22 protein-coding genes are annotated in these 24,382 nt (G+C 45.0%); 10 read left to right on the forward strand and 12 right to left on the reverse strand.

The annotated features are described in order from the left end of the window. The first annotated feature begins 173 nt into the window (after positions 1-173). Complete coding sequence (locus tag Q0307_RS14795; RefSeq protein WP_298661586.1) at positions 174-773, forward strand: Uma2 family endonuclease; 600 nt, start codon at positions 174-176, stop codon at positions 771-773. Here Q0307_RS14795 and Q0307_RS14800 read toward each other — a convergent pair. Continuing rightward, on the reverse strand, positions 766-1,632 hold the full coding sequence (locus tag Q0307_RS14800; RefSeq protein WP_298661587.1) for a LysR family transcriptional regulator: 867 nt from the start codon (positions 1,630-1,632) through the stop codon (positions 766-768). The genes Q0307_RS14795 and Q0307_RS14800 overlap by 8 nt on opposite strands. A gap of 102 nt (positions 1,633-1,734) precedes the next feature. On the opposite strand from Q0307_RS14800, the gene leuC reads away from it, so the two are divergent. The 7 genes from leuC to truA all read left to right on the forward strand — a co-directional run bounded on the left by leuC (position 1,735) and on the right by truA (position 10,836). Continuing rightward, a complete protein-coding gene (gene leuC, locus Q0307_RS14805) occupies positions 1,735-3,138 on the forward strand; it encodes a 3-isopropylmalate dehydratase large subunit (RefSeq protein ID WP_298661588.1) in 1,404 nt (467 codons plus the stop codon). Positions 3,139-3,150: 12 nt separating this feature from the next. Then, entirely contained in the window at positions 3,151-3,297 is a 147-nt protein-coding gene (locus tag Q0307_RS14810) for an entericidin A/B family lipoprotein (RefSeq protein ID WP_298661589.1), read from the forward strand. A gap of 11 nt (positions 3,298-3,308) precedes the next feature. After that, positions 3,309-3,947: a 3-isopropylmalate dehydratase small subunit gene (leuD, locus tag Q0307_RS14815; protein ID WP_298661590.1), complete on the forward strand. Its 639-nt coding sequence runs from the start codon at positions 3,309-3,311 to the stop codon at positions 3,945-3,947. 9 nt (positions 3,948-3,956) lie between these two features. Then, the gene (leuB, locus tag Q0307_RS14820) at positions 3,957-5,036 is read left to right on the forward strand and encodes a 3-isopropylmalate dehydrogenase (protein ID WP_298661591.1); all 1,080 of its coding nucleotides are present in this window, start codon (positions 3,957-3,959) and stop codon (positions 5,034-5,036) included. 97 nt (positions 5,037-5,133) lie between these two features. Further along, a complete protein-coding gene (locus Q0307_RS14825) occupies positions 5,134-6,150 on the forward strand; it encodes an aspartate-semialdehyde dehydrogenase (RefSeq protein ID WP_298661592.1) in 1,017 nt (338 codons plus the stop codon). Positions 6,151-6,399: 249 nt separating this feature from the next. After that, positions 6,400-9,990 (forward strand): FimV/HubP family polar landmark protein, encoded by a 3,591-nt coding sequence (locus Q0307_RS14830; RefSeq protein WP_298661593.1) that lies wholly within the window; start codon positions 6,400-6,402, stop codon positions 9,988-9,990. Positions 9,991-10,050: 60 nt separating this feature from the next. After that, positions 10,051-10,836 carry a tRNA pseudouridine(38-40) synthase TruA gene (gene truA / locus Q0307_RS14835; RefSeq protein ID WP_298661594.1) on the forward strand — a complete coding sequence of 262 codons (786 nt, stop codon included), beginning with the start codon at positions 10,051-10,053 and terminating at the stop codon, positions 10,834-10,836. On the opposite strand, the gene Q0307_RS14840 is transcribed toward truA, so the two are convergent. Then, the gene (locus Q0307_RS14840; protein WP_298661595.1) at positions 10,833-11,351 is read right to left on the reverse strand and encodes a hypothetical protein; all 519 of its coding nucleotides are present in this window, start codon (positions 11,349-11,351) and stop codon (positions 10,833-10,835) included. The genes truA and Q0307_RS14840 overlap by 4 nt on opposite strands. A 163-nt stretch (positions 11,352-11,514) precedes the next feature. Here Q0307_RS14840 and Q0307_RS14845 point away from each other — a divergent pair, with 163 nt between their 5' ends. Continuing rightward, the gene (locus tag Q0307_RS14845; protein WP_298661596.1) at positions 11,515-12,042 is read left to right on the forward strand and encodes an NUDIX hydrolase; all 528 of its coding nucleotides are present in this window, start codon (positions 11,515-11,517) and stop codon (positions 12,040-12,042) included. A 69-nt stretch (positions 12,043-12,111) separates the two neighbouring features. Here the strand turns inward: Q0307_RS14845 and lon are convergent, their stop codons facing one another. From lon to Q0307_RS14885, 8 genes are all read right to left on the reverse strand, one after another. Next, the gene (gene lon, locus Q0307_RS14850; RefSeq protein WP_298661597.1) at positions 12,112-14,487 is read right to left on the reverse strand and encodes an endopeptidase La; all 2,376 of its coding nucleotides are present in this window, start codon (positions 14,485-14,487) and stop codon (positions 12,112-12,114) included. A 3-nt stretch (positions 14,488-14,490) separates the two neighbouring features. Further along, positions 14,491-14,895 (reverse strand): Hsp20/alpha crystallin family protein, encoded by a 405-nt coding sequence (locus tag Q0307_RS14855; RefSeq protein WP_298661598.1) that lies wholly within the window; start codon positions 14,893-14,895, stop codon positions 14,491-14,493. Between the two features lie 103 nt (positions 14,896-14,998). After that, positions 14,999-16,021, reverse strand: a complete 1,023-nt coding sequence (locus tag Q0307_RS14860) for a hypothetical protein (protein WP_298661600.1) — start codon at positions 16,019-16,021, stop codon at positions 14,999-15,001. Continuing rightward, entirely contained in the window at positions 16,018-16,263 is a 246-nt protein-coding gene (locus tag Q0307_RS14865) for a hypothetical protein (protein WP_298661601.1), read from the reverse strand. Before Q0307_RS14865 ends, Q0307_RS14860 begins: the two co-directional genes overlap by 4 nt. Positions 16,264-16,347: 84 nt before the next feature. Next, positions 16,348-17,148: a hypothetical protein gene (locus tag Q0307_RS14870; protein WP_298661603.1), complete on the reverse strand. Its 801-nt coding sequence runs from the start codon at positions 17,146-17,148 to the stop codon at positions 16,348-16,350. A 248-nt stretch (positions 17,149-17,396) separates the two neighbouring features. Next, positions 17,397-17,579 carry a hypothetical protein gene (locus Q0307_RS14875; protein WP_298661604.1) on the reverse strand — a complete coding sequence of 61 codons (183 nt, stop codon included), beginning with the start codon at positions 17,577-17,579 and terminating at the stop codon, positions 17,397-17,399. Positions 17,580-17,663: 84 nt separating this feature from the next. Further along, positions 17,664-18,668, reverse strand: a complete 1,005-nt coding sequence (locus Q0307_RS14880) for a hypothetical protein (RefSeq protein WP_298661605.1) — start codon at positions 18,666-18,668, stop codon at positions 17,664-17,666. After that, positions 18,665-19,609 (reverse strand): hypothetical protein, encoded by a 945-nt coding sequence (locus tag Q0307_RS14885; protein ID WP_298661606.1) that lies wholly within the window; start codon positions 19,607-19,609, stop codon positions 18,665-18,667. Before Q0307_RS14885 ends, Q0307_RS14880 begins: the two co-directional genes overlap by 4 nt. Before the next feature lie 364 nt (positions 19,610-19,973). Here Q0307_RS14885 and Q0307_RS14890 point away from each other — a divergent pair, with 364 nt between their 5' ends. Beyond that, the gene (locus Q0307_RS14890) at positions 19,974-21,689 is read left to right on the forward strand and encodes a proline--tRNA ligase (RefSeq protein WP_298661607.1); all 1,716 of its coding nucleotides are present in this window, start codon (positions 19,974-19,976) and stop codon (positions 21,687-21,689) included. A gap of 22 nt (positions 21,690-21,711) precedes the next feature. On the opposite strand, the gene Q0307_RS14895 is transcribed toward Q0307_RS14890, so the two are convergent. Both Q0307_RS14895 and mobA read right to left on the reverse strand, forming a co-directional pair. Then, entirely contained in the window at positions 21,712-23,505 is a 1,794-nt protein-coding gene (locus Q0307_RS14895) for a bifunctional molybdopterin-guanine dinucleotide biosynthesis adaptor protein MobB/molybdopterin molybdotransferase MoeA (RefSeq protein WP_298661608.1), read from the reverse strand. After that, positions 23,502-24,098, reverse strand: a complete 597-nt coding sequence (gene mobA / locus Q0307_RS14900) for a molybdenum cofactor guanylyltransferase MobA (protein ID WP_298661609.1) — start codon at positions 24,096-24,098, stop codon at positions 23,502-23,504. Before mobA ends, Q0307_RS14895 begins: the two co-directional genes overlap by 4 nt. Between the last annotated feature and the right edge of the window lie 284 nt (positions 24,099-24,382).

The following is a 24,382-nucleotide window of genomic DNA, read 5'->3' on the forward strand; positions in this document are numbered from 1 at the left end:
AGGGCGGCGGAGCCGCAGAGCGCCAAGGCCGCGTAAGCCGTGGCAGGCGCGTTACGGAGTAGCGCTAGCAGCGGCTGAAGCAGACAGGGCGCTGGGGGTGAAGGGGGTGTCCCCCTGCGAGCTGAATCTGCGGTATACTGAGTAAAGCAAACTGATTTTATGCAGGTTCTTTGATGTACTCCAATCTTGCCCACCAAGCCCTTACCAGTGAAACAGCTTATTTAAGTGCCGAAGCACAGTCCAGCGACAAGCACGAATACCTCAATGGTTGGGTCTACCCACTGCATTGGAATCCGATTACCAATATGGCAGGTGCAAGCGATGCACATGTCAAAGTCACTGGCAATGTGCATTATGCATTCAAAACCCATTTACGCGGCAAAGGCTGTGGTTTGTATGCCTCCGATATGCGCGTAAAAATTAATGCAAAAGACAAGGCTTATTTCTACCCCGATGTCATGGTGACTTGCGATCCAGCCGATCAAATCCGCGATACCATGAAAGAGTCGCCGCTTTTGATCGTTGAAGTGCTGTCACCCAGTACCGAAGATTATGATAAAGGTGGAAAATTTGCTGTGTATAGACTGCTCAGCAGTTTGCGCGAATATGTGCTGATCGACCCCAGCGAATATTTAGTAGAAATTTTTCGCTTGAATGCGCATCAGCGTTGGGAGTTATTTACGTTTGAAGGTGCGGAGAGTGCAGTAGAGTTTGCTAGTATTGGTTTAATAGTCCCCATGCTTGCTTTGTATGATGATGTAGTTTTTAACTAAACGCCTGCAATATCCCCAACATCCCCCGTGTTGCATTCGATAGTGTCCGCTTGCGATGGGTAATTACGCCTAATTCACGTTTCAATTGGAGCGGTGTTTCCACAATCACCAATTGCTCATTTAATAAAGTATGCGGCAGCAGCGACCAACCAAAGCCTGCACTTACCAGCATTTTTAAAGTTTCTAAATAATTGGTGCTGACATAAACATTCAGTTGATTTTCTAAGTGTCTCAAGGCTTGGCTAATAATTTGATAGGTATAAGTATCTTTGCTCGGCAGAACACAGCGGTGCTGCACAAGTTCTGCTAACGAGACCTTACCCCTTTGACTTAGCATGTGTTGTCGGCTGGTGACGATATGAAGTTGATCCGTCCAAATCACTTGGGCTTGTAATTGCTCAGGTAAAGCATTCGGCAGTGTCGCAATCGCCATTTCTAATTCACCCCGCTCGACGGCTTGGCAGGCTTGTTCCGAAGCGACAAAGCGTAAGTCCAGTTGTACCGCAGGATAGCGCTGGTTGAATGCACTTAAAGCGGGTGGCAAGCGATGTAAGCCAATATGATGGCTCGTACCCATCGTTAAAACGCCATGAACATCACTAGAAAGGTTAGAGGCAAGACGGCGAATGTCTTCAAGTTCCGTACGTAAAGCTTGTACTCGTGGCAATAAAGCCCGACCTGCTTCGGTTAAAGTCACTTTGCGATTAATACGGTTGAAGAGGGCTGTGCCAAGTTCTGCCTCAAGGGCGCTAATGCGTTTGCTGATCGCTGGTTGGCTAAGGAATAAGGCATCAGCCGCCAGTGAAAACGATTGATAGCGGGCGACTTCGACAAAAGCAATGAGTGCGTGTAATTCCATACAAGTATTCTAATCAAGAATGTATTAGATGAAAAATATGAATTTTATTTATCAAAGAGCTGATGATATTCTGCACTGCGTCAACATTCCAAGGAGATCCCTGTGGCTGGAAAAACCCTCTATGATAAAGTCTGGGATGCGCATGTGGTGCGGCAAGAAGCCGACGGTACTTGTTTGCTGTATATCGACCGCCATTTGGTGCATGAAGTCACCTCCCCACAAGCTTTTGAAGGCTTGAAAATAGCAAAACGCCAGCCGTGGCGTACTGCCTCGATGGTTGCTGTGCCTGACCATAATATTCCTACCAAAGATTTAGATCAGGGCATTACTGATCCAGTATCGCGTCTGCAAGTGGAAACGCTGAATGAAAATTGCCGTGATTTTGGCGTGACCGAATTTAATCTCGGTGATCCACGTCAAGGTATTGTGCATGTGATGGGGTCAGAGCAGGGCGCGACTTTACCCGGCATGACGGTGGTCTGTGGTGATTCGCATACCTCTACGCATGGTGCTTTCGGTGCTTTAGCACATGGTATTGGTACGTCTGAAGTTGAGCATGTGATGGCCACCCAATGTTTGATTCAGAAAAAAATGAAAAACATGCGTGTCAATGTCAACGGCAAAGTAGGCTTTGGCGTAACGGCTAAAGACATTGTACTTACGATCATTGGCGAAATCGGCACTGCCGGTGGTACAGGTTATGCGATTGAATTTGCTGGTGAAGCGATTCGTGATCTGAGCATAGAAGGGCGTATGACCGTCTGCAATATGGCCATCGAGGCTGGTGCGCGGGCAGGCATGATTGCAGTCGATGACACCACGATTGAGTACGTGAAAGGTCGTCCTTATGCACCTAAGCCCGAACAGTGGGAAGCGGCAGTCAGTGCATGGCGTGATTTGCATTCCGATGCCGATGCGGTGTTTGATTGTGAGGTCAATTTGGATGCAGCTAGCATTAAACCACAAGTCACTTGGGGGACTTCCCCAGAGATGGTCTTAGCCGTGGATGGAATTGTGCCTGACCCAGCCAAAGAGACTGATCCGGTGAAAGCGAATAGTATTCGTGCTGCACTCAAGTATATGGGTTTGGAGGCGAATACTCCGATTGACCAAGTGCAAGTGGATAAAGTTTTCATCGGTTCGTGTACTAATTCGCGTATAGAAGACTTACGCGCCGCAGCAGCAGTAGCCAAAGGACGTAAACTGGCTTCTAATATCAAGTTGGCTATGGTCGTTCCGGGTTCGGGTTTAGTCAAACGCCAAGCTGAGCAGGAAGGTTTAGATCAAATTTTCTTGGCGGCTGGTTTTGAGTGGCGTGAACCGGGTTGTTCCATGTGCCTTGCGATGAATGCAGATCGTTTAGAGCCGGGCGAACGTTGCGCTTCCACTTCTAATCGTAACTTTGAAGGTCGCCAAGGGCAGGGCGGTCGGACGCATTTAGTCAGTCCGGCAATGGCTGCGGCTGCGGCTGTCACTGGACATTTTGTTGATGTTCGTCAGTTATAAAGGAGACAACTCATGAAAAAACTACTCGCTATCGCTTTGTTAATCCCTTTCTTCATGACTTTATCAGGCTGCAACACGATTGCAGGTGCTGGTAAAGATGTGCAAAAAGCTGGTAAAGCTATTGAGAAAGAAGCCAAAGAAACCAAGAAAAAAATGTAAGGGAGTGATACATGGAAAAGTTTACTGTCCATCAAGGTTTAGTCGTGCCATTAGATCGAGCCAATGTTGATACGGATGCCATCATTCCTAAGCAATATTTGAAATCGATTAAACGCACGGGTTTTGGCCCGACCTTATTTGATGATTGGCGTTATACGGAGCCGGGCGAACCCGGAATGGATCACAGTAAACGTGCCGTGAATCAAGACTTCGTACTCAATTTCCCGCGTTATGGGGGAGCTTCTATCCTGATAGCGCGGGAAAACTTTGGCTGTGGCTCGTCGCGTGAACATGCGGTGTGGGCTTTAGATGATTATGGCATTCGTGTGGTTATTGCGCCGAGTTTTGCAGATATTTTCTTTAATAACAGCTTCAAAAGTGGCTTACTGCCGATTTATTTGGATGCTGCCAGCGTGGAGCGCTTATTCAAAGAAGTGGAAGCTAATCCGGGCTATCAATTGACGATTGATTTAGCGGCACAGAATGTCATCACGCCAAGCGGTGACAAGCTCGCTTTTGAGATTGATGCATTCCGCAAGTTTTGCTTATTGAATGGCTTGGATGATATTGGCCTGACTTTGCAACACGCCAGTGATATTCAAGCGTATGAAACTAAGCGCAAACAAACCGCGCCTTGGTTGTTTAATTAGAGGTTTACTATGACGAAGAAAATTCTTGTTCTGCCCGGTGACGGTATTGGGCCAGAAATCGTTGCCGAAGCCATGAAAGTGCTAAATCTGTTCGCGGATGAAGGCAGCTTACCTATGGAGGCTGAATACGCGCATATTGGCGGAGCAGGCTATGATGCAGAAGGTAAACCTTATCCAGAAACGACTCAGAGGCTTGCAAAAGCAGCAGATGCGATTTTGCTCGGTGCGGTCGGTGGCCCTAAATATGACACCCTAGATCGTCCTTTGCGCCCTGAACGCGGCTTATTAGCGATTCGTGCTGATTTAGGTTTATATGCGAATTTGCGTCCTGCGATTTTGTATGAAGAATTAGCCAGTGCTTCTTCGCTCAAGCCCGAGTTAGTCGCTAATTTGGACATTATGATTGTGCGCGAGTTGACGGGTGATATTTATTTTGGTCAACCACGTGGTATTGAGACTTTACCGAATGGCGAGCGGCGCGGCTTCAATACAATGGTCTACACTGAATCCGAAATCGAGCGCATTGGACGCACGGCTTTTGATACAGCAATGAAGCGTGGCAAAAAGTTGTGCTCGGTGGATAAGGCCAATGTGCTTGAAGCGACTGAGCTGTGGCGCGAAGTGATGATTCGTATCGGCAAAGATTATCCAGAAGTCGAGCTAAGCCATATGTATGTCGATAATGCGGCGATGCAACTGGTTCGTGCACCTAAGCAATTTGACGTGATGGTGACGGGCAATATTTTCGGCGATATTCTCTCCGATGCTGCAGCCATGCTGACCGGTTCGATTGGTATGTTGCCGTCCGCCTCCTTGAATAAAGCTGGTGTGGGGATGTATGAACCTATTCATGGTTCTGCCCCGGATATTGCAGGCAAAGGTATTGCTAACCCCTTAGCGACGATTTTGTCCGTCGCGATGTTGTTGCGTTATAGCTTGAATCAGCCAGACTTAGCAGCACGAGTGGAGGCTGCGGTGAAGCAAGTCTTAGCACAAGGCTTCCGCACCGGCGATATTTACACAGAAGGCTGCGAAAAAGTGGGTACTGCGGCGATGGGTGATGCAGTTATTTCAGCTTTACGCAGCTAAATTGTAAATTTTTCGCTATACTAAGCCCCTGTAGTAAAGCCCTCAGTCTCGTTTTTGCAACCGGCGAGCTGGGGGCGTTTTTTTTGAGGACGATGAAATGACTAAAACCTATGATGTTGCTGTGGTGGGGGCGACGGGTCTGGTGGGTGAAACCCTGCTGACCTTATTGGCTGAACGCAATTTTCCGGTAGGTCAAGTCTATGCTTTAGCCAGTGAAAATTCGTTTGGCAAAGAACTCGAATGTGGGCGCAAAACGCTAGATGTTGAAGAGCTAGCTGAGTTTGATTTTTCTAAAGTGCACTTGGCATTTTTTGCAGTGGACGCGGCACTTGCTGCTGAATATGTACCACTGGCTACTCAAGCGGGTTGTACTGTGATCGATAACTCTACGCACTATCGGAATAATGTTGAAATTCCGCTGGTGATCCCTGCAATCAATCCAGAAGCACTAGCGGGTTATAAAAATAAGAATATCATCGCTAGTCCGGGTAGTTCTACCATTCAACTAGCGCTGGCTTTAAAGCCAATCTTGAATGTCGCTAAGCTTATGCGCATTCAGATACTTGCTTGTGAGGCGGTATCTGGAGCAGGTCGTAGAGCTGTAGATGAGTTAGCAGGACAAACTGCTAGTTTGTTAAGTGGACGACCTGTTGAGTCAAAAGTTTTTGAAAAGCAGATTGCCTTTAATCTTTTACCACAAGTAGGTGATCTAATAGAGCAAGGTCATACTCAACAAGAGATGAGCTTGTTAAAGGAAATACGTCGAGTATTAGCTCAGCCTAATTTACCCCTTAGCCCGACAGTAATTCGTGCTCCGGTGTTTTTTGGAACTGTGCTTGAGATGTATTTTGAAACAGAAATCCAGTTGCCGCTCACTCAATTAGAGTCTGTATTAGAAAATGCTAAAGGCTTAGAAGTGTTCGCGAAACATGGTGATTACCCGACTCCTGTGGTGGAGGCTGCTAATCATGATCCTGTGTATGTAGGTCGTATTCGTGCTGATTTAACACAACCAAATGGCCATCATCTATGGTTGGTGAGCGATAATGTTCGCGGAGCTGCTCTCAATAGTGTGCAGATTGCGGAATTACTTGTGCAAACTGGTTTAAAGTGAAGCTTATCGGTTAATTCAGCACAAATTAATTCGACCCTGTAACAATAAGGCGAAGCAGAGAATTCTTATCAAATTGGTGAGAGTACCTGTTGACCTTGGGAAGATTGCTTGCTGTAAAGCACTGATATATAGTTGAATGCTAACAATACCAATAAATCACTATTCATCCAGAATTCTAAATCTAAGGGCTGACGCAAACTCAGGGGATGAACAGAGATGCAACCGTTGCACTAGTAAAGGGGAATCGCAGTGAAAAAACAGGCTCTAAGTATAGCCGTGATGATCGCGGGTGCATATCCTGCGGCGTCGAACGCGCTGAGTCTTGGCGATATCGAGTCAAACTCCAACCTGAATCAACCACTGCGTGCTAAGATCGAATTACTCGCTGCGGGTGTGCAGGACGCAAAGCAGTTACAGGTTCGCTTAGCGCCAGCTAGCGTGTTCAATCGTGTTGGTATTGAACGCCCAGCCTTTTTAGATAGCTTACGCTTTTCTACTAGTGTGCAAAATGGCAAGCCAGTGATTTTGGTGAGTTCGGATAGACCGATTACTGAGCCATTTGTCAATTTTCTCTTGGAAGTGAGCTGGCCGCAAGGGCAATTATTAAAAGAATATACGGTGATGCTGGATCCACCCGTGCTGATGCAACCCGGTAATACTGTGGCAGGCAATGAAGCCGCTGTGCGCGCTGAGCCGCGTGCAAATGGTACAGTCAATCGTCCCGCTCCTGTTGTACCGGTACAGCCAGAATCAGAATTACTAGCAGATGCGCAAGCACCTGTGCAAGAAGTAGCTCCACAAACAGCGCGTCAAGTACGGGTGCAACAACAGCCGCGTCGTGCTGCACCGAATCGTCAAGCTAGTCAGCAGCGCGCAGCAACTCCTGCTCAAAGTGGCAGCCGTACTTATCGTGTACGCCCCGGTGATACGCTCTTCAAGGTTGCTAGCCAATTAAGTCAGCCGGGTACTAACATCGATCAAATGATGATGGCCTTGTATCGAGCTAATCCACAAGCCTTTATCGATGGTAATATCAATGGTTTGAAATCCGGTGTGACTTTAAAAGCACCTGCCTTACGTAGTACTCAGTCGGTTAGCCGTGCAGAAGCACGTCGGCAAGTGCGGCAACATTATGTAGATTGGAAGAGGATCCGCGCTAATGAAGTGGCAAGAGCAAGTGTTTCTGAAGCGCCTGTTAAAGAACGTCCAGCCAGTCGCCCAGCCAATGATAATGCTCGCTTAGAAGTACTAGGCAACAAAGAGAAAGCGGGTGGCAATGAGCCAGTCGTTGCCGGAGCGGGTAAAGAGCGCTTGGCCAATCTAGAAAAAGAATTAGCCTTAGCGCGTGAGTCTTTATCAAGCCAACAACGTGAAAATACGGATCTTAAGTCACGGGTTGATGAACTAGAAGCAATGTTACGTAAGAAAAATCGTTTAATTACCTTACGTGATGAGCAATTGGCTGAGCTACAGAAATCCATGAATGGCGGCAAGCCTGTCGCAGGTCAAACACCAACGACTGAAGCTAATCTTGGGTCTAAGCCAATTGAGTCGCAACCTGCAGAAGCTAAGCCAACTGAACCCGTTGTAGCTCAGCCAGAGCCAACTACGACTACACCGCTAATTAATGGGCAAGCACAGCCCCAACCGAATCCAGATTCACCCACTGCTCAGACCAACGGCAGCGATATTCAGAATTATTTGGGTAATGCCACTAATAATAATGAAGTCATGCGTACTAATCCTGAGCAGCAGCAAGCCGGTATGCCTGATAGTCAAGGCAATGCGCTGATGACTCCAGCTCAACGTGCAGCGGCAGCGGCAGCAGCACTCAATGGCGACTTAAATTCTAATCCACAAAATGGCAGTAATTTACCGAATGGTACTATACCTGATCCGACTCAGCCTAATCCTGCACAGTCAGGTACAGCACTGAATCCAGCGAATCCGGTCAATCCAGCACAGCCTGATCCACAAGCGGCTGTACTACAACCGGCTGAACCTACGCCGGTTACACCGCCTGCAGAAGTTCAAACACAACCCACTGAACCGGTAAAACCTGCTCAGTCACCTTTTGTAGATGCACAAGGTGGTGATGATTTAATGAGTATGTTGACTTCACCCTTAGCATGGAAGATCGGTGCAGGTGCTTTACTCTCCTTATTATTGTTAGCTCTATTAGCACGGTTCTTGGGCAAACGTAAATCTACTCCACCTCGTGAGCCTGAGTTTAATGAAGCTCAATTTGGTTTAGATGATAATATTCCACCGGTGCATACCAATAATGCAGGCGGTGTCGACTTCTCTGATTTGGGCAAAGAGTTAGATAAGGCTGAACAAAAGCGTCCCACCTTTGATGAGGTGGAGGATGATCCGTTTGGTGTCAACTTAGGCAATACGCATCAAGGCAGTAAAGCTGAGCCGATGAGTCATACAGCGGTTAAAACAGCGGATCAGTCTGAAGATGAAGACGAAGTGTTGATGGAGGCTAATGTCTATATCGCTTACGGTCTGCATCAACAAGCCGAAAGTGAGTTGAAAAAGGCTTTGGAGAAATATCCAGATCGTTTGGAGTATCGCCATAAACTCTTAGAAAACTATTTCGCTGCTAATAACCGTGAAGCCTTTGATGAGCAAGCACAGATTTTTGCGAATAGCCGCAATGCAGATCGCCAAGGAAAGTTGTGGAAAGATGTGATGACTTGGGGTGCAAAGATTAGCCCTGATAACTCACTGTATAGTAATGGTGCTGCTAGCGGTTTGGGTAAAATGGCTGCGAGTGGTGCAGCTATCGGGGCAGCAGTAGCAGGTGTCGCAGGCTTAGCAACACGTGACGTCCAAGCAGATGAGCATAAATCTGAACTAGGTTTCAATGCACCAGATGATCATAAGGTGAGTTTAAAAGATGATTTAGCCGCAGCACTGAATGCTTTAGAAGATGACGATCTCAACAATAATCCTAAGCATGATGAATTTGATTTCAACCTAGATGATTTTGATACTGAGTTAAATACTAAGTCGAATGTAGCAGCTAGTGGTTTGGATACTGGGTTTGCTAAATCGGGTCGTCAAGATTTCCAAGCGGCAGAGACCGCCTTATTAGCGGATGATGACCTTGATTTCAACCTAGATGATTTAGTCGGTAATTCAGCGAATGAGCAAAAGTCTAGCCCAAGCCATGCGTTGAATAAGCATGATGAGTTGGATTTAGAGGGTTTAAGCTTTGATGCCCCACTCGATTTAGACCGGCCAATAACTGCAGCTAAAGCACCTGAGCCAGCGATGGATGATCTTGATAATATGTTGGACATGGACTTTGACGAGCTGACTAAAACGGTCGATGCTCCCAAAGTTGCTTCAGCTGCGGATGAGTTGGATGATGGTAATCTGCTTGATTTCGATCTAGATCAATTGACGATGGATGCTGAGCCAGCTTCTGCAACGGGTAAAGCCGCTTTAGCAGCAACTGGGGTTGCGGCAGCGGCCTCTGCGACCAAGGCAGCGGATAATGTTACTAGTTTGAATCTGCATTTGGACAAAGATACCGGCATTAAGAAAATCCTGCCGCAGGATACTTTCTACACAGCGCCGGATGCAGTTCCTGCGAATCCAGACGATGATTGGTTAGGGGATATTGATGAAGCTTTATCCTTCCTCGATATGCCAGAAGAAGAATTGGATCTGCATGAAGCGCATATCAGTACGAAGTTAGATCTGGCGCGTGCTTATTTAGATATGGGTGATATTGAGGGTGCGCGCTCCACGCTGGAGGAGGTCATGGTCGAAGGTAATGATAATCAACGGCGTGAAGCGGAAACCTTACTCCATCAAACGGGTTGAGACTTCAATCTATAATCGTTATAAAGGCCGACTTGTTCGGCCTTTTGTTTGTTGGAACTCATGAAATTAGCAGCTTGTGTAGAATATGATGGAACCGCGTTTTGCGGCTGGCAACGCTTAAGCCATGCCAGCACTGTGCAAGCCTCGGTGGAGCACGCACTTTCAGAAGTAGCTAATGAAAAGATTGATGCCGTCTGTGCGGGACGTACCGATAGCAGTGTGCATGCTAATGGGCAAATCATCCATTTTGAAACCAACGCTGAACGTCCTATGCGGGGTTGGTTATTTGGCTCGAATGTCAAATTACCGGATGGTATTGCTTTGCGTTGGGTACAACCCGTGGCGGCTGATTTCCATGCTCGTTTTTCTGCCATTTCACGTCGCTATCGTTATATTATTTTGAATCGTTGGGCTAAGCCGGCCATCTTAAAAAATAAGGTCGCTTGGTATCATCACCCTTTAGATGCCGAGTTGATGCATGTAGCTGCACAAGCTTTAGTCGGTGAGTATGATTTTTCGAGCTTTCGGGCTTCCGGTTGCCAAGCCACTCATGCGCGCCGTGCAATCCGAAGCTTGCAAGTCAGTCGGCGAGACGATTTCATTTATATTGACATTGTTGCCAATGCTTTTTTACATCATATGGTGCGTAATATTGTCGGTTCACTATTGGAAGTAGGTAGCGGTGAGCGAAAGATTGAGTGGATGGCTGAGCTATTAGAGCAACGTGATCGCACCTTGGCAGGGATGACTGCGGCTGCCTCCGGTTTATATTTTGTCTATGTGGAATATCCCGCGCATTTTGGCTTGCCAGCTAGTTATATTCTGCCAGAGTTTGCTTTAAGTTAACGGTTTGGAGTCCTAATTTTCTCTGCAGCCGTTTGGAGTAGCTGCTCAATTTGCTGAAAAAATTCAGGCTTAGGTGGTGCATTAGGGCGGCTGAGATAGACTAATTGCTGCTCATTCTCTCCTAAACGAATCGTTAATTTTTCGCTATAAGCCCGATCTGCGCTAGCTTGGCCTTGCGCAACTTTCAGCGTAGTGGCTGCAGTTTCCATCAATTTTTGTTCACTAACTAGCTTACGCAGGTTAGTTTCGGTTTCTGCGTCTAAAGGAGCGCTAACGGTTTTCAAATCTGTTGGAGTCCAGCAAGGGGTACTTTTAAACCATTGTGCACAACGGTTTTCCGTATCTTCAAAATAAGTATAGACGAGTTGACCTTGCTCTAATTTTATATCGGTGTAGCTGCCTTCCGTGCTAGTGAAATAATGCAGTACTAAAGCTTCTTCCATCGGCAAACGTTCACAAGCCGTCAGTAATAAGACAACTATAGTGAAGCTAAGACTAGTTGGCAGCAGTTTCATAACAAATGTGCACCGTGGACGAGACTAAAGTTACTGCTTAGAGTCTCTTGGGGATTTAATAGTTCGAGGTAAAGATTCTTTAATAACGGATTTTCTAGGGATTAAGTTAGCTTAAGCTGAAAACGCGTTAAAATGCTGGCTACATTTGTTTAGAGGAATAAACATGAAATTCTGTAGCACTTGTGGGGCTAGGGTCAGTTTAAAAATTCCTGAGGGTGAAGATCGCCAGCGGCATGTTTGTGATGCCTGTAATACGATTCATTATCAAAATCCCAAAATTATTACGGGTGTTATTGTCACGCATGGCGAGCAAGTTTTACTCTGTCGTCGCGCGATTGAGCCACGTTATGGCTTATGGACGTATCCCGCAGGCTTTATGGAAAATGCTGAAACCTCAGCCCAAGCCGCTGCCCGCGAAGCTCAAGAAGAAGCGCAGGTTGAATTAACGAATCAACGTTTATTTAGCCTAGTGGATGTACCGCATGCTAATCATGTGCATGTAATTTATTGCGCGGAATTAGCCAATGAAGTGTATGGCGCCGGTGTAGAAAGTTTGGAAGTGCGTTTATTTAACGAAGCTGACATACCGTGGAGTGAGTTAGCCTTCCAATCAGTTCACCGAAACTTGGAACTATTTCTTGCGGATCGCCAACAAGGCCAGCAACAAGTGCACCATATTCAGTTTGCTTAACAAAAGACCCTAGCCCGAAGGCTAGGGAATCTCAGTGAGAGCAAAGTCCATGCTAATGAAACTGAGTGTTTAAGCTGCAATAGAACGTTCGTTCGCTGCACAATCTAAGGCTGCAGCCATCGCATCTTCAACCTTCTCCATAAAGATAAATTGCAGTTGCTTGCGAGCATTTTCCGGCACCTCTTCAAGATCTTTACGGTTACGTGCGGGGAGCAACACGGTATGAATGCCTGCGCGTAGGGCGGCTAAGCATTTCTCCTTCACCCCACCGATTGGTAAGACCAAGCCCCGTAGGCTAATTTCACCGGTCATCGCCACATCACTACGTACACAACGCCCAGTTAGTAGTGAAACTAAAGATGTGAACATCGCCACGCCTGCACTGGGGCCATCTTTAGGGATAGCACCTGCAGGCACGTGTAAGTGAATGTCATGTTCATCAAATAGTTTTGGATCAATCCCTAAACTCTGTGCACGTGACTTTACCAAACTCAAAGCGGCTTGAGCGCTTTCCTTCATCACATCGCCGAGTTGTCCAGTAATAATCAATTTACCGTGGCCGGGCATTTTGGTGGTTTCAATAAACAGAATATCACCACCGACAGGTGTCCATGCCAAACCGGTTGCTACCCCCGGAATGCTGGTACGCATCGCAACTTCGCTTTCAAAGCGCTTCGCTCCTAGAATGTCGAGTACTTCGGACTCACCAATTTGAATGGGAGATGAAGCACCTTCGGCAATTTGCATCGCCACGCGGCGCAGTAAAGCACCAATTTTCCGATCTAAATTACGTACTCCAGCTTCACGTGTGTAATCACCGATCACACTGCGTAAAGCAGACTCAGTGATAGTCACTTGCTCTGGTTTTAAGCCATTGGTTTCCAGTTGACGCTTGACTAAATAGCGCTTAGCAATCTGGACTTTTTCCTCTTCGGTGTAGCCCGGCAGTTCAATAATTTCCATCCGATCACGCAAAGGTCCTGGAATCGAATCCAGCACATTGGCAGTGGCAATGAAGACGACTTGGCTTAAATCAAAGGGTTGCGCCAGATAATTATCACGGAAGGTACTATTTTGCTCAGGATCGAGCACTTCCAGCAAGGCTGCTGAAGGATCGCCGTGATAGCCGCCGCCCCCCAATTTATCAATCTCATCCAGCATAAAGACCGGATTGCGTGTACCTGCTTTGCGTAAACCTTGAATAATATTACCCGGCAAAGCACCTAAATAAGTACGCCGATGTCCACGAATTTCTGCTTCATCATGCACACCACCGAGGCTACCACGTACAAATTTCAAGCCCATCGCGTGCGCAATACTTTGCCCCATCGAGGTTTTACCCACGCCGGGAGGTCCCACAAAGCACAGAATCGGGCTGCGCCCTTGCGGATTGAGTTTGCGCACTGCTAAATATTCTAGAATGCGCTGTTTGACCTTTTCTAAGCCAAAATGCTCGTCATCTAAAATCTGTCGGGCTTTAGCAATATCAATATTCTCCTCATCAACTTTGCTCCACGGTAGGTTTGCAAGCCAATCTAAATAGGTACGCACCATCGAGTATTCGCCAGAGGAATCTTGCATTTGCTCTAAGCGGCGTAATTCCTTTTTCGCATGTTCATCGACTTCTTTGGGTAGCTTTGTTTCTTCTAAAGCACTACGTAACTCCTCAAGCTCAGCACTGTTATTGTCGTCCTCGCCTAATTGCTTACGAATCGCTTTCATTTGCTCGCGCAACATGTATTCGCGCTGCCGCTCATCCATTGAAGCTTTAGCTTTGCTGTCGATTTCGCGGGTAATTTTTAGCACTTCATGTTGCTTACGCAGTAATTCGGAAACCCGCTCTAAACGTTCATTCAGGTCAGTGACTTCCAGTAATTGCTGTTTTTCAGCCGGAGTCATGTCCATAAAGTTGGCAATCAAATCAGCTAAAGCTCCGGCATCACTGATATTTTGCAACGTTTGAATCACGTCATTCGGTAGTTGCGGTAAAAGCTTCGCCACCTCAATCGCTAAACCTTGCAAATAACGTCGACGAGCTTCGAGTTCTAGATCATCAGATTTAGGATCAGGCATTAAACTTACCTTTGCCGCTAAGTACGGCGCATCGTGGAGATAGTGCTGGACTTTAAAACGTTCTTCACCTTGCACTACTAAATGGTGAGTGCCTTCTTGGGTGGTGACATAACGCAATACATTAACGAGAGTACCGACCTCATATAAATCTTCAGCGTCAGGCTCATCATCATTGGGGTTACGTTGCAGCATCAAACCAACACGCCGATTAGTACGCATCGCTTCTTGCACCGCGTTAATCGTGGTTTCACGCCCTAAGGTGATCGGGGCAATCACGCCGGGAAACAACACCACATTACGAGTTGGTAAAATTACTAGTAAATCGTCAGGCAGCTTAATGCCGGCCTGTACGGCTGTTAATTCTTCAGTCATGGCTTAAGCTCCTAGTTTATGTAAATTGATTTGCAGACAGCCATGCTGAAGTTGATGAGTGACTAACTCATAGCGTCCTGCAGGTAAGGTAATACGCCGTTCAAAATGCCCATACGGCAACTCTAATCGATGAATCTGTGCGGCCTGAGCTAAAGAAGGTAAGGGGCGAAAGCCACTGACCACTAAGCTGCCGCCATTGAGATGTACCTCAATGCGCTGCGCATCAACACCCGGTAAAGCGATGGTCAAATACAAGGCTTCTGGTGTTTCAAATAAATCAATCGGTGGCTCCCAACTCGGCTGGCGAACGGCATTAATGGGTCGAAAGAATTGCCGCTGTAGACGTTCAGCCTCGGAGAGCAGTTCACAAGCCTCGACCCACATTAAATGAATAGGATGGGATGGCATTACTGGTTCTCACTGTACGTATTATCTGGAGCTACCCGCTGTAACTCCTACTGATTTAGTCAACTAATGTGGGCAGTCTGAAGGATTTCAAGAGGGACGTTCTTTAATGCTTATTTTTAGGTGCTGGCTTGCTTGACTCTATGCTATTGCAAAGATCAATCAATGGTTTAGCTTCGTACTTCAGTAATACATCGAATAGCTTCTGGAAGTTGTCAATTTTAACCGGGTCACCCTCTATTTTAGCTTCAGCGAATTCATGAGCATAAAGATCATAAACACTTTTGGCGTTTTTATCTTGACCAGAACAGGCCTTTTTTAAAACCTTATCCTGATCTTGATTGGCGAAATTACGTTCATCATCGGTGATATAAATCGTATTGGGGTCAGCACCATGTTCTATGAGACTTTGTAAGATATGAGCTAAAGGCATCGTTCGTGTAGGGGAGTACTTCAATTCTGGGGGGAGTCCTAGACTAGAGTATCCACGGCTGGCACCACAAATATTGAAAATGGGGAAGTATTCTTCGCCTTTAGTTTTAAGATTAGGATTAGCTTGATACTTTAGAAGTGTATCTAACATTCTCACATCACAACGATCAATGGCTATTGAGAGAGGATAAGTGCCTGCGGCATCACGCTCTAAGTTCTTATCGCCTTCATTAGGGTTAACGCCCGCTTGTAAGACCATTTCCATCGCTTGATCGCGCGCTGAGTCAGACATTCTTGGGGGTCTACAATGTTGAAACCAGCTAAGAATATTAGAACTACCTTCTTGATTATAACAATGTAAATTCAAACCATGTTGAATATAGCGTTGAATAGTTATGTTGTCACAATCGGCAATGGCATTCAAAAATACTGTGGGATGAAAAGCGGATGAAGGATTCTCTGCAAGCAATTCTACAAGATATTCTTGGCTTTTTGTCTTATTCATAGGTATTGGATAATAAACCTTAGTTACATGAGGATTATTCCACTCCTGTAGCTCTAGTGCTTTTAGTGTTGGTAAGTTAAATTGTTTAATAGATTCATCTTTTCTATAGTGAATTTTTGAGCAATCCTCAGCATAAGCAAAGAACGAAAATAAAAAAATTAAAATTATTAAATAGTATTGATAATGATTCATTGATTGGCTCCTAATTGTTTTTTTCTAATTTCCATGTTTTCTTTTTTAGGTCTTTGAGTTTCTAATGTAATAGAGTTAATACTATTTGGTATCGTGTTAATTTCCCTAAAATGCTGAGCATTAATCGCAAAGTCATGATTATTCTCAATGGTATTATTAATAATAAAAACAGGTATCGGTTGCTGATCTTTAGGCACTTTAGGGGAGGTATTTCTATAAGGACTATCCGCTTCATGATGCACATTAATGGCTTGATACCAAGTGCCATTACCTATACTGAGTTCATTATTGCGAATGCTGCTGTTCTAGTTGGAGGCTTTTAGTCTTTACTCATCCTTCAAAGTCTGACAAAGATCAATCAAGGGTTTCGCTTCATATTTTACGAGTATATCCATAAGCTTTTGGTAATTACTGATTTTTACAGGATCGCCTTGGACTTTAGCCTCTGTGAATTCTTGAGTATAAAGGTCATAAACACTTTTGGCGTTTTTATCTTGACCAGAACAGGCCTTTTTTAAAACCTTATCCTGATCTTGATTGGCGAAATTACGTTCATCATCGGTGATATAAATCGTATTGGGGTCAGCACCATGTTCTATGAGACTTTGTAAGATATGAGCTAAAGGCATCGTTCGTGTAGGAGGATAGTCCAGTTCAGGGGGTAATCCTAAGCCAGAGTAGTTACGATTCGTACTACAAATATTAAGAATAGGGAAATATTCTTCGCCTTTGGTTTTAAGATTGGGATTAGCGCCATAGCGGAGGAGAATATCGAGCATACTGGTATCACAGGCTTGAGTCGCATCGGCAATCGGGTAAGTGCCTGCGGCATCGCGCTCTAAGTCTTTCTTGCCTTCATTGGGATTAGCTCCGACTTGTAAGAGGCGTTCTAGTACTTGATTGCGTTGAGCCTCGCCTTGAATACGGCAAGCGGTAAGAAAGTTAAGTAGATTACTATCACCTTCTTGAGTGTAGCACCGTAGAGAAAGTCCATAATTAAGATAGATATTGATATTCTCAAAGTCACAAGTGCCAATAGCATGTATTAAAATACTGGGATCAATTTGATTGATCGGTGTTTTTTCTAATAAATCTATTAGATGTTTTTGACTCTGCTCACGTGTCAAAGGAAAAGGGTAGAATTTTTCTGATTCCAGATGGTATTTATATGTTTGTAGTTCTATAGCTTTCTGAGTAGATATATTATATTGATGAGGATATTTGCTAGTTAATAGTTGTATGCTAGTACAGTGAGCATCAAATGCAAATGTATTAGTATGTATTGTGGATAGTATAAGAGTGCTAAGGAGTTTTTTCATTTTTTCACATCCATCTGTAGCTTTCTCACTGTCATATTCTTAACACGACCTCTATTTTATAATTCTCGTGTCTGTAGAATATTTGGATCAGTCTGGGTTTTTTCAAGATGCTGAGCATTAATCGCAAAGTCATGATTATTCTCAATGGTATTATTAATAATAAAAACAGGTATCGGTTGCTGATCTTTAGGCACTTTAGGGGAGGTATTTCTATAAGGACTATCCGCTTCATGATGCACATTAATGGCTTGATACCAAGTGCCATTACCTATACTGAGTTCATTATTGCGAATGCTGCTGTTCTAGTTGGAGGCTTTTAGTCTTTACTCATCCTTCAAAGTCTGACAAAGATCAATCAAGGGTTTCGCTTCATATTTTACGAGTATATCCATAAGCTTTTGGTAATTACTGATTTTTACAGGATCGCCTTGGACTTTAGCCTCTGTGAATTCTTGAGTATAAAGGTCATAAACACTTTTGGCGTTTTTATCTTGACCAGAACAGGCCTTTTTTAAAACCTTATCCTGATCTTGATTGGCGAAATTACGTTCATCATCGGTGATATAAATCGTATTGGGGTCAGCACCATGTTCTATGAGACTTTGTAAGATATGAGCTAAAGGCATCGTTCGTGTAGGAGGATAGTCCAGTTCAGGGGGTAATCCTAAGCCAGAGTAGTTACGATTCGTACTACAAATATTAAGAATAGGGAAATATTCTTCGCCTTTGGTTTTAAGATTGGGATTAGCGCCATAGCGGAGGAGAATATCGAGCATACTGGTATCACAGGCTTGAGTCGCATCGGCAATCGGGTAAGTGCCTGCGGCATCGCGCTCTAAGTCTTTCTTGCCTTCATTGGGATTAGCTCCGACTTGTAAGAGTCGTTCTAGAGCCTGATTTCGCTCTATTTCATTAGGTTTGCGACAATTACTTAAAAATCCAATGATATTACCTTGGCCTTCTTGGGTATAGCAGTGTAAGGATAGCCCATGATCAAGATAAATGGCTATGTTTTCAAGGTCACAGCTACCAATAGCGTAGCGTAATATAGCAGGGTCTAATTTATCTACTGGATTTTTGTGAAATAGGTCAATTAAATATTTTTGACTTTGTTTTTTTGTTAGATTAGATGGATAGTATTTATTCTCCTGTTGCTGGTTATCATAATTTTGTAACTCTATTGCTTTTTGAGTCATTATATTGTATTGAGTAGGGTATTTGTTAGTAAGAGGTATTTTTTTAGAGCAAATATGATTAGAGGCAAAAATATTTGTACTTAATGAGAGTATACATGCTATCTTCATAAAGTTAATCGCTAAATACTTCATTTTTTAAAGCCCATTTTTTCGACTGGTAGTCTATTGCCGGTTTGCTTTATTCTGAATGAGTTATCAATTTCATGTATATCGGTATAGTGCTGAGCATTAATCGCAAAGTCATGATTATTCTCAATGGTATTGCCAACAATAAAAACAGATATCGGTTGGTTGTCTTTAGGCACTTTAGGGGAGGTATTTCTATAAGGACTATCCGCTTCATGATGCACATTAATGGCTTGATACCAAGTGCCATTCCCTATACTGAGTTCATTATTGCGAATGTTGCCACCTTTGGCATTCGTGACTTGAATACCGTCAGCATGTTGGGCTAAAACTCCATTAGGCAGTGTGACCGCTGCATCGGGTGCTTTGCTGGTCTTTTTTAATTGCTCATAAGGGATTGGCTCGTAGTTGGGGTGAATGCTATGAATATCGTTGTTACTAATCGTGTACTGACCAATATTTTTCAAGATAATGCCATCACGCTGGATATTTGAAATCGTATTATTATCAATAGTAATCTTTTGATGTGCAGTCTGCTCTGAAGGCTTATGGCTACTAATGCTAATTCCATCAGCCACCCCGGAGATCTGTGTATTAGTGATGTTTATGGTCGTGGGTTTATCACTCAGCACGACACGAATACCCGTCTCAGACTCAGGTAATGCTCTAACTTGCGCAGAGTTTAAGTCTTTATTTCCAATATCTAAGTGATCCAAGGTTAGTTGTGAAATATTGGAAGCATTAATTCTTTTTATGTTTGGCGGTGGCTCTTGCCCATTTAAAGTAATGCTTTTATTGATAGTAATCGTTTCATAGTTACCAGACGGTACTACCAAGGTGCTACCTTCAGTAGCATTATCAATTTGTGCTTGTAGTTCAGTAGTGGGGTCTGAGGCTTCAACTGATTGTATCGTAGCATCGAGTAAAGGCTTGATAATACTTTCCACGGGCGCTTTAAAAAAGCTAGTGAAGTTATCAACCAGTGATTGTTGGGGAGTAGCGAATCCCCTAGCTGGGTATATATCCCTCTTCGTAGAAACTCCAGATATTTGCATTGTTATATTCCCTATCTTTTAAAATTCCTTTGTTTTTAAGCTTAGCTAATTTAATTAGTTTTAAATTTCTCTACAGAGCGGGTGCATGAAAAATCAGGATAAGCGGTAGGGTTATCCAAGAGCAGTGTTTAGGGTTTTTGGCTGGAATCCAAGGTCTACGCGCTGACAGCTCACCGATTCCGCGCTATCATGTTTCTACTCCAACCGCCTTCTGCGGTTTTGTTTTTTGCTGCATTTAATAACGGATTTTAAGTCGATGCGTGTATCTCAATTTCCTTTGTCCACTCTACGTGAGACGCCTGCTGATGCTGAAGTCATTAGCCATCAACTAATGCTACGTGCTGGTCTGATTCGCCGCACGGCTTCAGGACTTTATACTTGGATGCCGTATGGTTTACGTGTCTTGCATAAAGTCGAAGCGATTGTGCGCGAGGAAATGGATAAGGCCGGTGCTGTTGAAGTCTTAATGCCTGCGATTCAACCCGCTGAACTGTGGCAAGAGTCAGGCCGTTGGGAACAATATGGCCCTGAATTATTGCGAGTTAAAGATCGACATGAGCGTGAGTTTTGTGTAGGGCCAACCCATGAAGAAATCATCACCGATTTAATGCGTCGGGAGCTAAATAGCTATAAGCAACTACCCGTTAACTATTATCAAATTCAAACTAAATTTCGTGATGAAATCCGCCCACGCTTTGGGGTAATGCGTTCACGCGAATTTATTATGAAGGATGCTTATTCTTTCCATTTAACCCAAGACTCTTTGCAAGCAACTTATGACGCGATGTACGCAGCCTATTGCCGTATTTTCGAGCGCTTAGGTTTGAGTTTCCGCCCTGTGGCTGCAGATAATGGTTCGATTGGTGGCAGCGGTTCGCACGAATTCCATGTGTTGGCCTCCTCTGGTGAGGATGACATTGTGTTTTCGGATGCTAGCGATTACGCAGCGAATATTGAAAAAGCGGAAGCCTTAGCGCCAACGGGTGAACGCCCTGCACCTAGCCAAGCAATGCATAAAGTGCATACGCCGAATACTAAAACGATTCAAGCCTTGGTCGATAATTTCCAGTTACCCATTGAAAAGACCATTAAGACTTTAATCGTCGAAGCCTCTGCAGAAAGTGAAGCAAAGTTTGTCGCCTTATTAATTCGTGGTGATCATGAGCTGAATGAAATTAAAGCTGAACAGCAACCCGAAGTGGCCAAGCCGTTACGCATGGCGACTGAAGAAGAGGTGCGCTCAGTCATGGGAGCAGGCCCTGGTTCTTTAGGCCCAGTGAATTGCCCCATTCCAGTGATCGCAGATCGTACCGTGGCAGTGATGAGTGATTTTGGCGCAGGTGCGAATATTGAGGATTATCACTTCTTTGGGATTAACTGGGAACGTGATTTACCTTTGCCCAAGGTCGCTGATCTACGCAATGTAAAAGCAGGTGACCCAAGCCCTGATGGTAAAGGTACACTCTCCATTGTGCGTGGGATTGAAGTGGGGCATGTGTTCCAACTCGGTAAAAAATATTCTGAAACCATGAATGCCACCGTGTTAGATGAAAATGGCAAAGCACAAACCATGCTGATGGGCTGCTATGGGATTGGTGTGACTCGTGTCGTAGCGGCTGCGATTGAGCAAAACTACGACGAAGCCGGGATTATCTGGCCGAAAGCGATGGCACCGTTTCAAGTTTCGATTGTACCTTTGAATATGCGTAAATCCGAGGCAGTCGCACAAGCCGCAGAAGCTTTACACACCCAATTGCAAGCAGCCGGAATTGAAGTACTGCTCGATGATCGTGATATGCGCCCCGGTGCTATGTTTGCAGATCATGAGCTGATGGGGATTCCACATCGGGTGGTTATTTCTGACCGTGGTTTGCAAACGGGTAACTTAGAGTATAAAGCGCGTCAAGGTGGTGAAGCCGAACACGTGGCTAGTGCTGAAATCCTCAGTTTCTTACAAGCTAAACTCGCTTAAACGCTTATTCAAGTGCAATCTTTTAGGTTTTAAAAGGTTGCACTTTCACCCAATCGCCTTGTTCCACGCCTGCATTATCCTCATCTAAAATAAGGTAGCAATTAGCACGACTCATGGACATGAGTATGCCTGAGCCTTGTGCGCCCGTGGTGCATACTATCAAGCCACTAGCGGGGTCTTGCTCGTAAATAGCCCGCAAAAATTCGGTGCGTCCCGGTTTCTTTGTTAGTTTCTGTGCAGATCGCGCTTGTACGACTAAGGGCTGGTAGTCCGTTTCTCCCGCTAAATATAACAGTGCAGGTTGAACGATTTGCTGGAAGGTCACCATGACCGCTACCGGATTACCCGGCAAACCAAAAAATAGGGTTTCACCTAGTTTGCCAAACGCGAGTGGACGACCGGGCTTAATCGCAATTTTCCAGAAGTCAATTTCGCCTAATTGATCGAGAATATGTTTGGTATAGTCTGCTTCACCTACGGAAACACCACCGGAAGTGATGACCACATCGGCACTTTCAGCCGCCATTTTAAAAGCAGCTTGCAGGGCTTCAGGCTGATCTTTAACAACACCCAAGTCCACTATATCCAAACCTAAGTTTTTAAGCATCCCGAACAAGGTGTAACGATTACTGTCATATACGCAGCCCTTATCCAAAGGCTCGCCGATTGAGCGTAACTCATCACCCGTTGAAAAAAAAGCGACTCGCGGTGCACGATAGACTTTTACTTCAGCGATTCCCAAAGAGGCAAGCAGGCCTAAATCAGCCGGAATTAAACGTCGACCCGCTTCAAGTATGGTTTGGCCTTGAGCAATATCCTCACCTTGAAGTCGCACATTTTGACCTTGCTTGTGCCCCGTGCCAATCCTTACGGTGGATGCATCCACGAGTTCAGTGTGCTCTTGCATCACCACGGTATCCGTACCCAGCGGCATAGGCGCACCCGTCATAATGCGTATACAGGAATCTGCAGGGCATTCAGTTTCAAACGGATGTCCTGCGAAGGCAGTGCCTGCAATTGAGAGGCTTTTCATGGCATCTGTTGGCAAATCAGCACCGGCTAAAGCATAACCGTCCATAGCCGAGTTCGTATGGGCAGGTACATTAATGGGCGAGATAACATTTTCAGCCAGCACTTGACCCAAGGCTAAACGCAGCGATTGTTTGATCACCGTTTTGATCGGTGTAATTGCTGCCATAATACGGGTCTGTGCTTCTGCTAAGGACAGGCTAAATGGCTCACGCGCATCAGCACAGCTTGGGGCAGTGTTAATCTCTGTAGCAGTTTGAGATTTCTGTCCGACTACTTGCTCCAAAATAAACGCTGCAATCGTAGAGGCTTGCTGCAAATCTAATTGGGTGATTTGTGCATTGGCTAAATCAAGTGGAGTGTCACTCGCAATTGCAATGATTTGTGGGTCATTCGGAAAGAGTAAAGGATTACCAAGAGCAGGGCGGTGGATTTCAATTTTCGGTAGGGTTTCATGCTTGAAACCTTCCACTAAAATCAAGTCAATAGCATTTTGATTGACCAGTTCTAAAGCGGATTTTAAAGAAACTTCGGTGGTTTCACTCTTTTCAAACAGCACGGCTCGCGTTTTCTGTGAGGCCAAAATCACTTGATCAGCACCTGCGGTTTGAAAACGGAAGGTATCTTTGCCGGGTTGGTCAAGCTCCACCTTATGATGCGCATGTTTGATCACTGCCACCCGTAAACCTTGGGCGCGTAACAGCGGAATAAGCGCAGTAATTAATGTCGTTTTCCCGGTGCCGCTCCATGCGCAAATACCAACGATAGGAATGGATCTTGAACTCATAGGCGGCCTTCCTGTAGTGCTTGATAATGAGCGGGAGTATTAATATTTTGGAACATGATAGCAATATCACTACAGTTCACGGTAGCCATGCGCTGTTGTTGATACCAAGCGCGTAATTGACGCTCACCACGTGCCAAAAATGCCTCCAAATTCGGCAGTAACGCTACAGAGACTAAAGCGTAAGTAGGCTGTAATTGCTTACCATCATGTGCAACCACTAAATCCGCGTTGAAGGTATTCAAAGCCTGCAACATGCGTGCGGCAAAATCAGGGGCAAGATAAAAGCTATCACAGGGAATCGTGAGAATATAAGGCGTTTTCACCGTATGCATTGCCGCCGTAAGACCTGCTAACGGGCCTTGGTGCTCAGGCGTTTGGTCACTAATGACCGGAAATCCGTAGCTTTGATAAATAGCCTGATTGCGGTTGGCATTAATCACTAGACTGCTTAGCTGAGTTTGAAAAGCAGTAATAAGATGTTCAATCAAGGGACGGCCTTGCCATTCAATCAAGCCCTTATCTAAACCACCCATGCGGCTACCTTGCCCACCTGCGAGAATGACACCGGTGACTTGTTCTTGTTTGATGCTCATGCTTTGAAGTTTGCACTGAATAAAAGAGGGAAGTCTATCTTAGCGGAAGTACTTGGGTTGTAGCAGCTTAGCAGTAAAAAGCTGCATCTAAACGACTCAGACCAGCGCAATGGTCGCTGGACGGTCTGCTGCGCAGGCGTTGGCTTAATTAGGTTTTTTCTCAATCCATAGAGACATTTTGTTAAGCCAAGCAACTTGTTGCGCAAAGATGGTTTTACTACACTTAAAAAGTAAAACCAAGCAGATCACATACCATGCATAAAGTCAGTAGCAAACGCCAAGTC

The sequence above is a fragment of the uncultured Thiothrix sp. genome (assembly GCF_937873765.1).
Classification (GTDB): Bacteria; Pseudomonadota; Gammaproteobacteria; order Thiotrichales; family Thiotrichaceae; genus Thiolinea.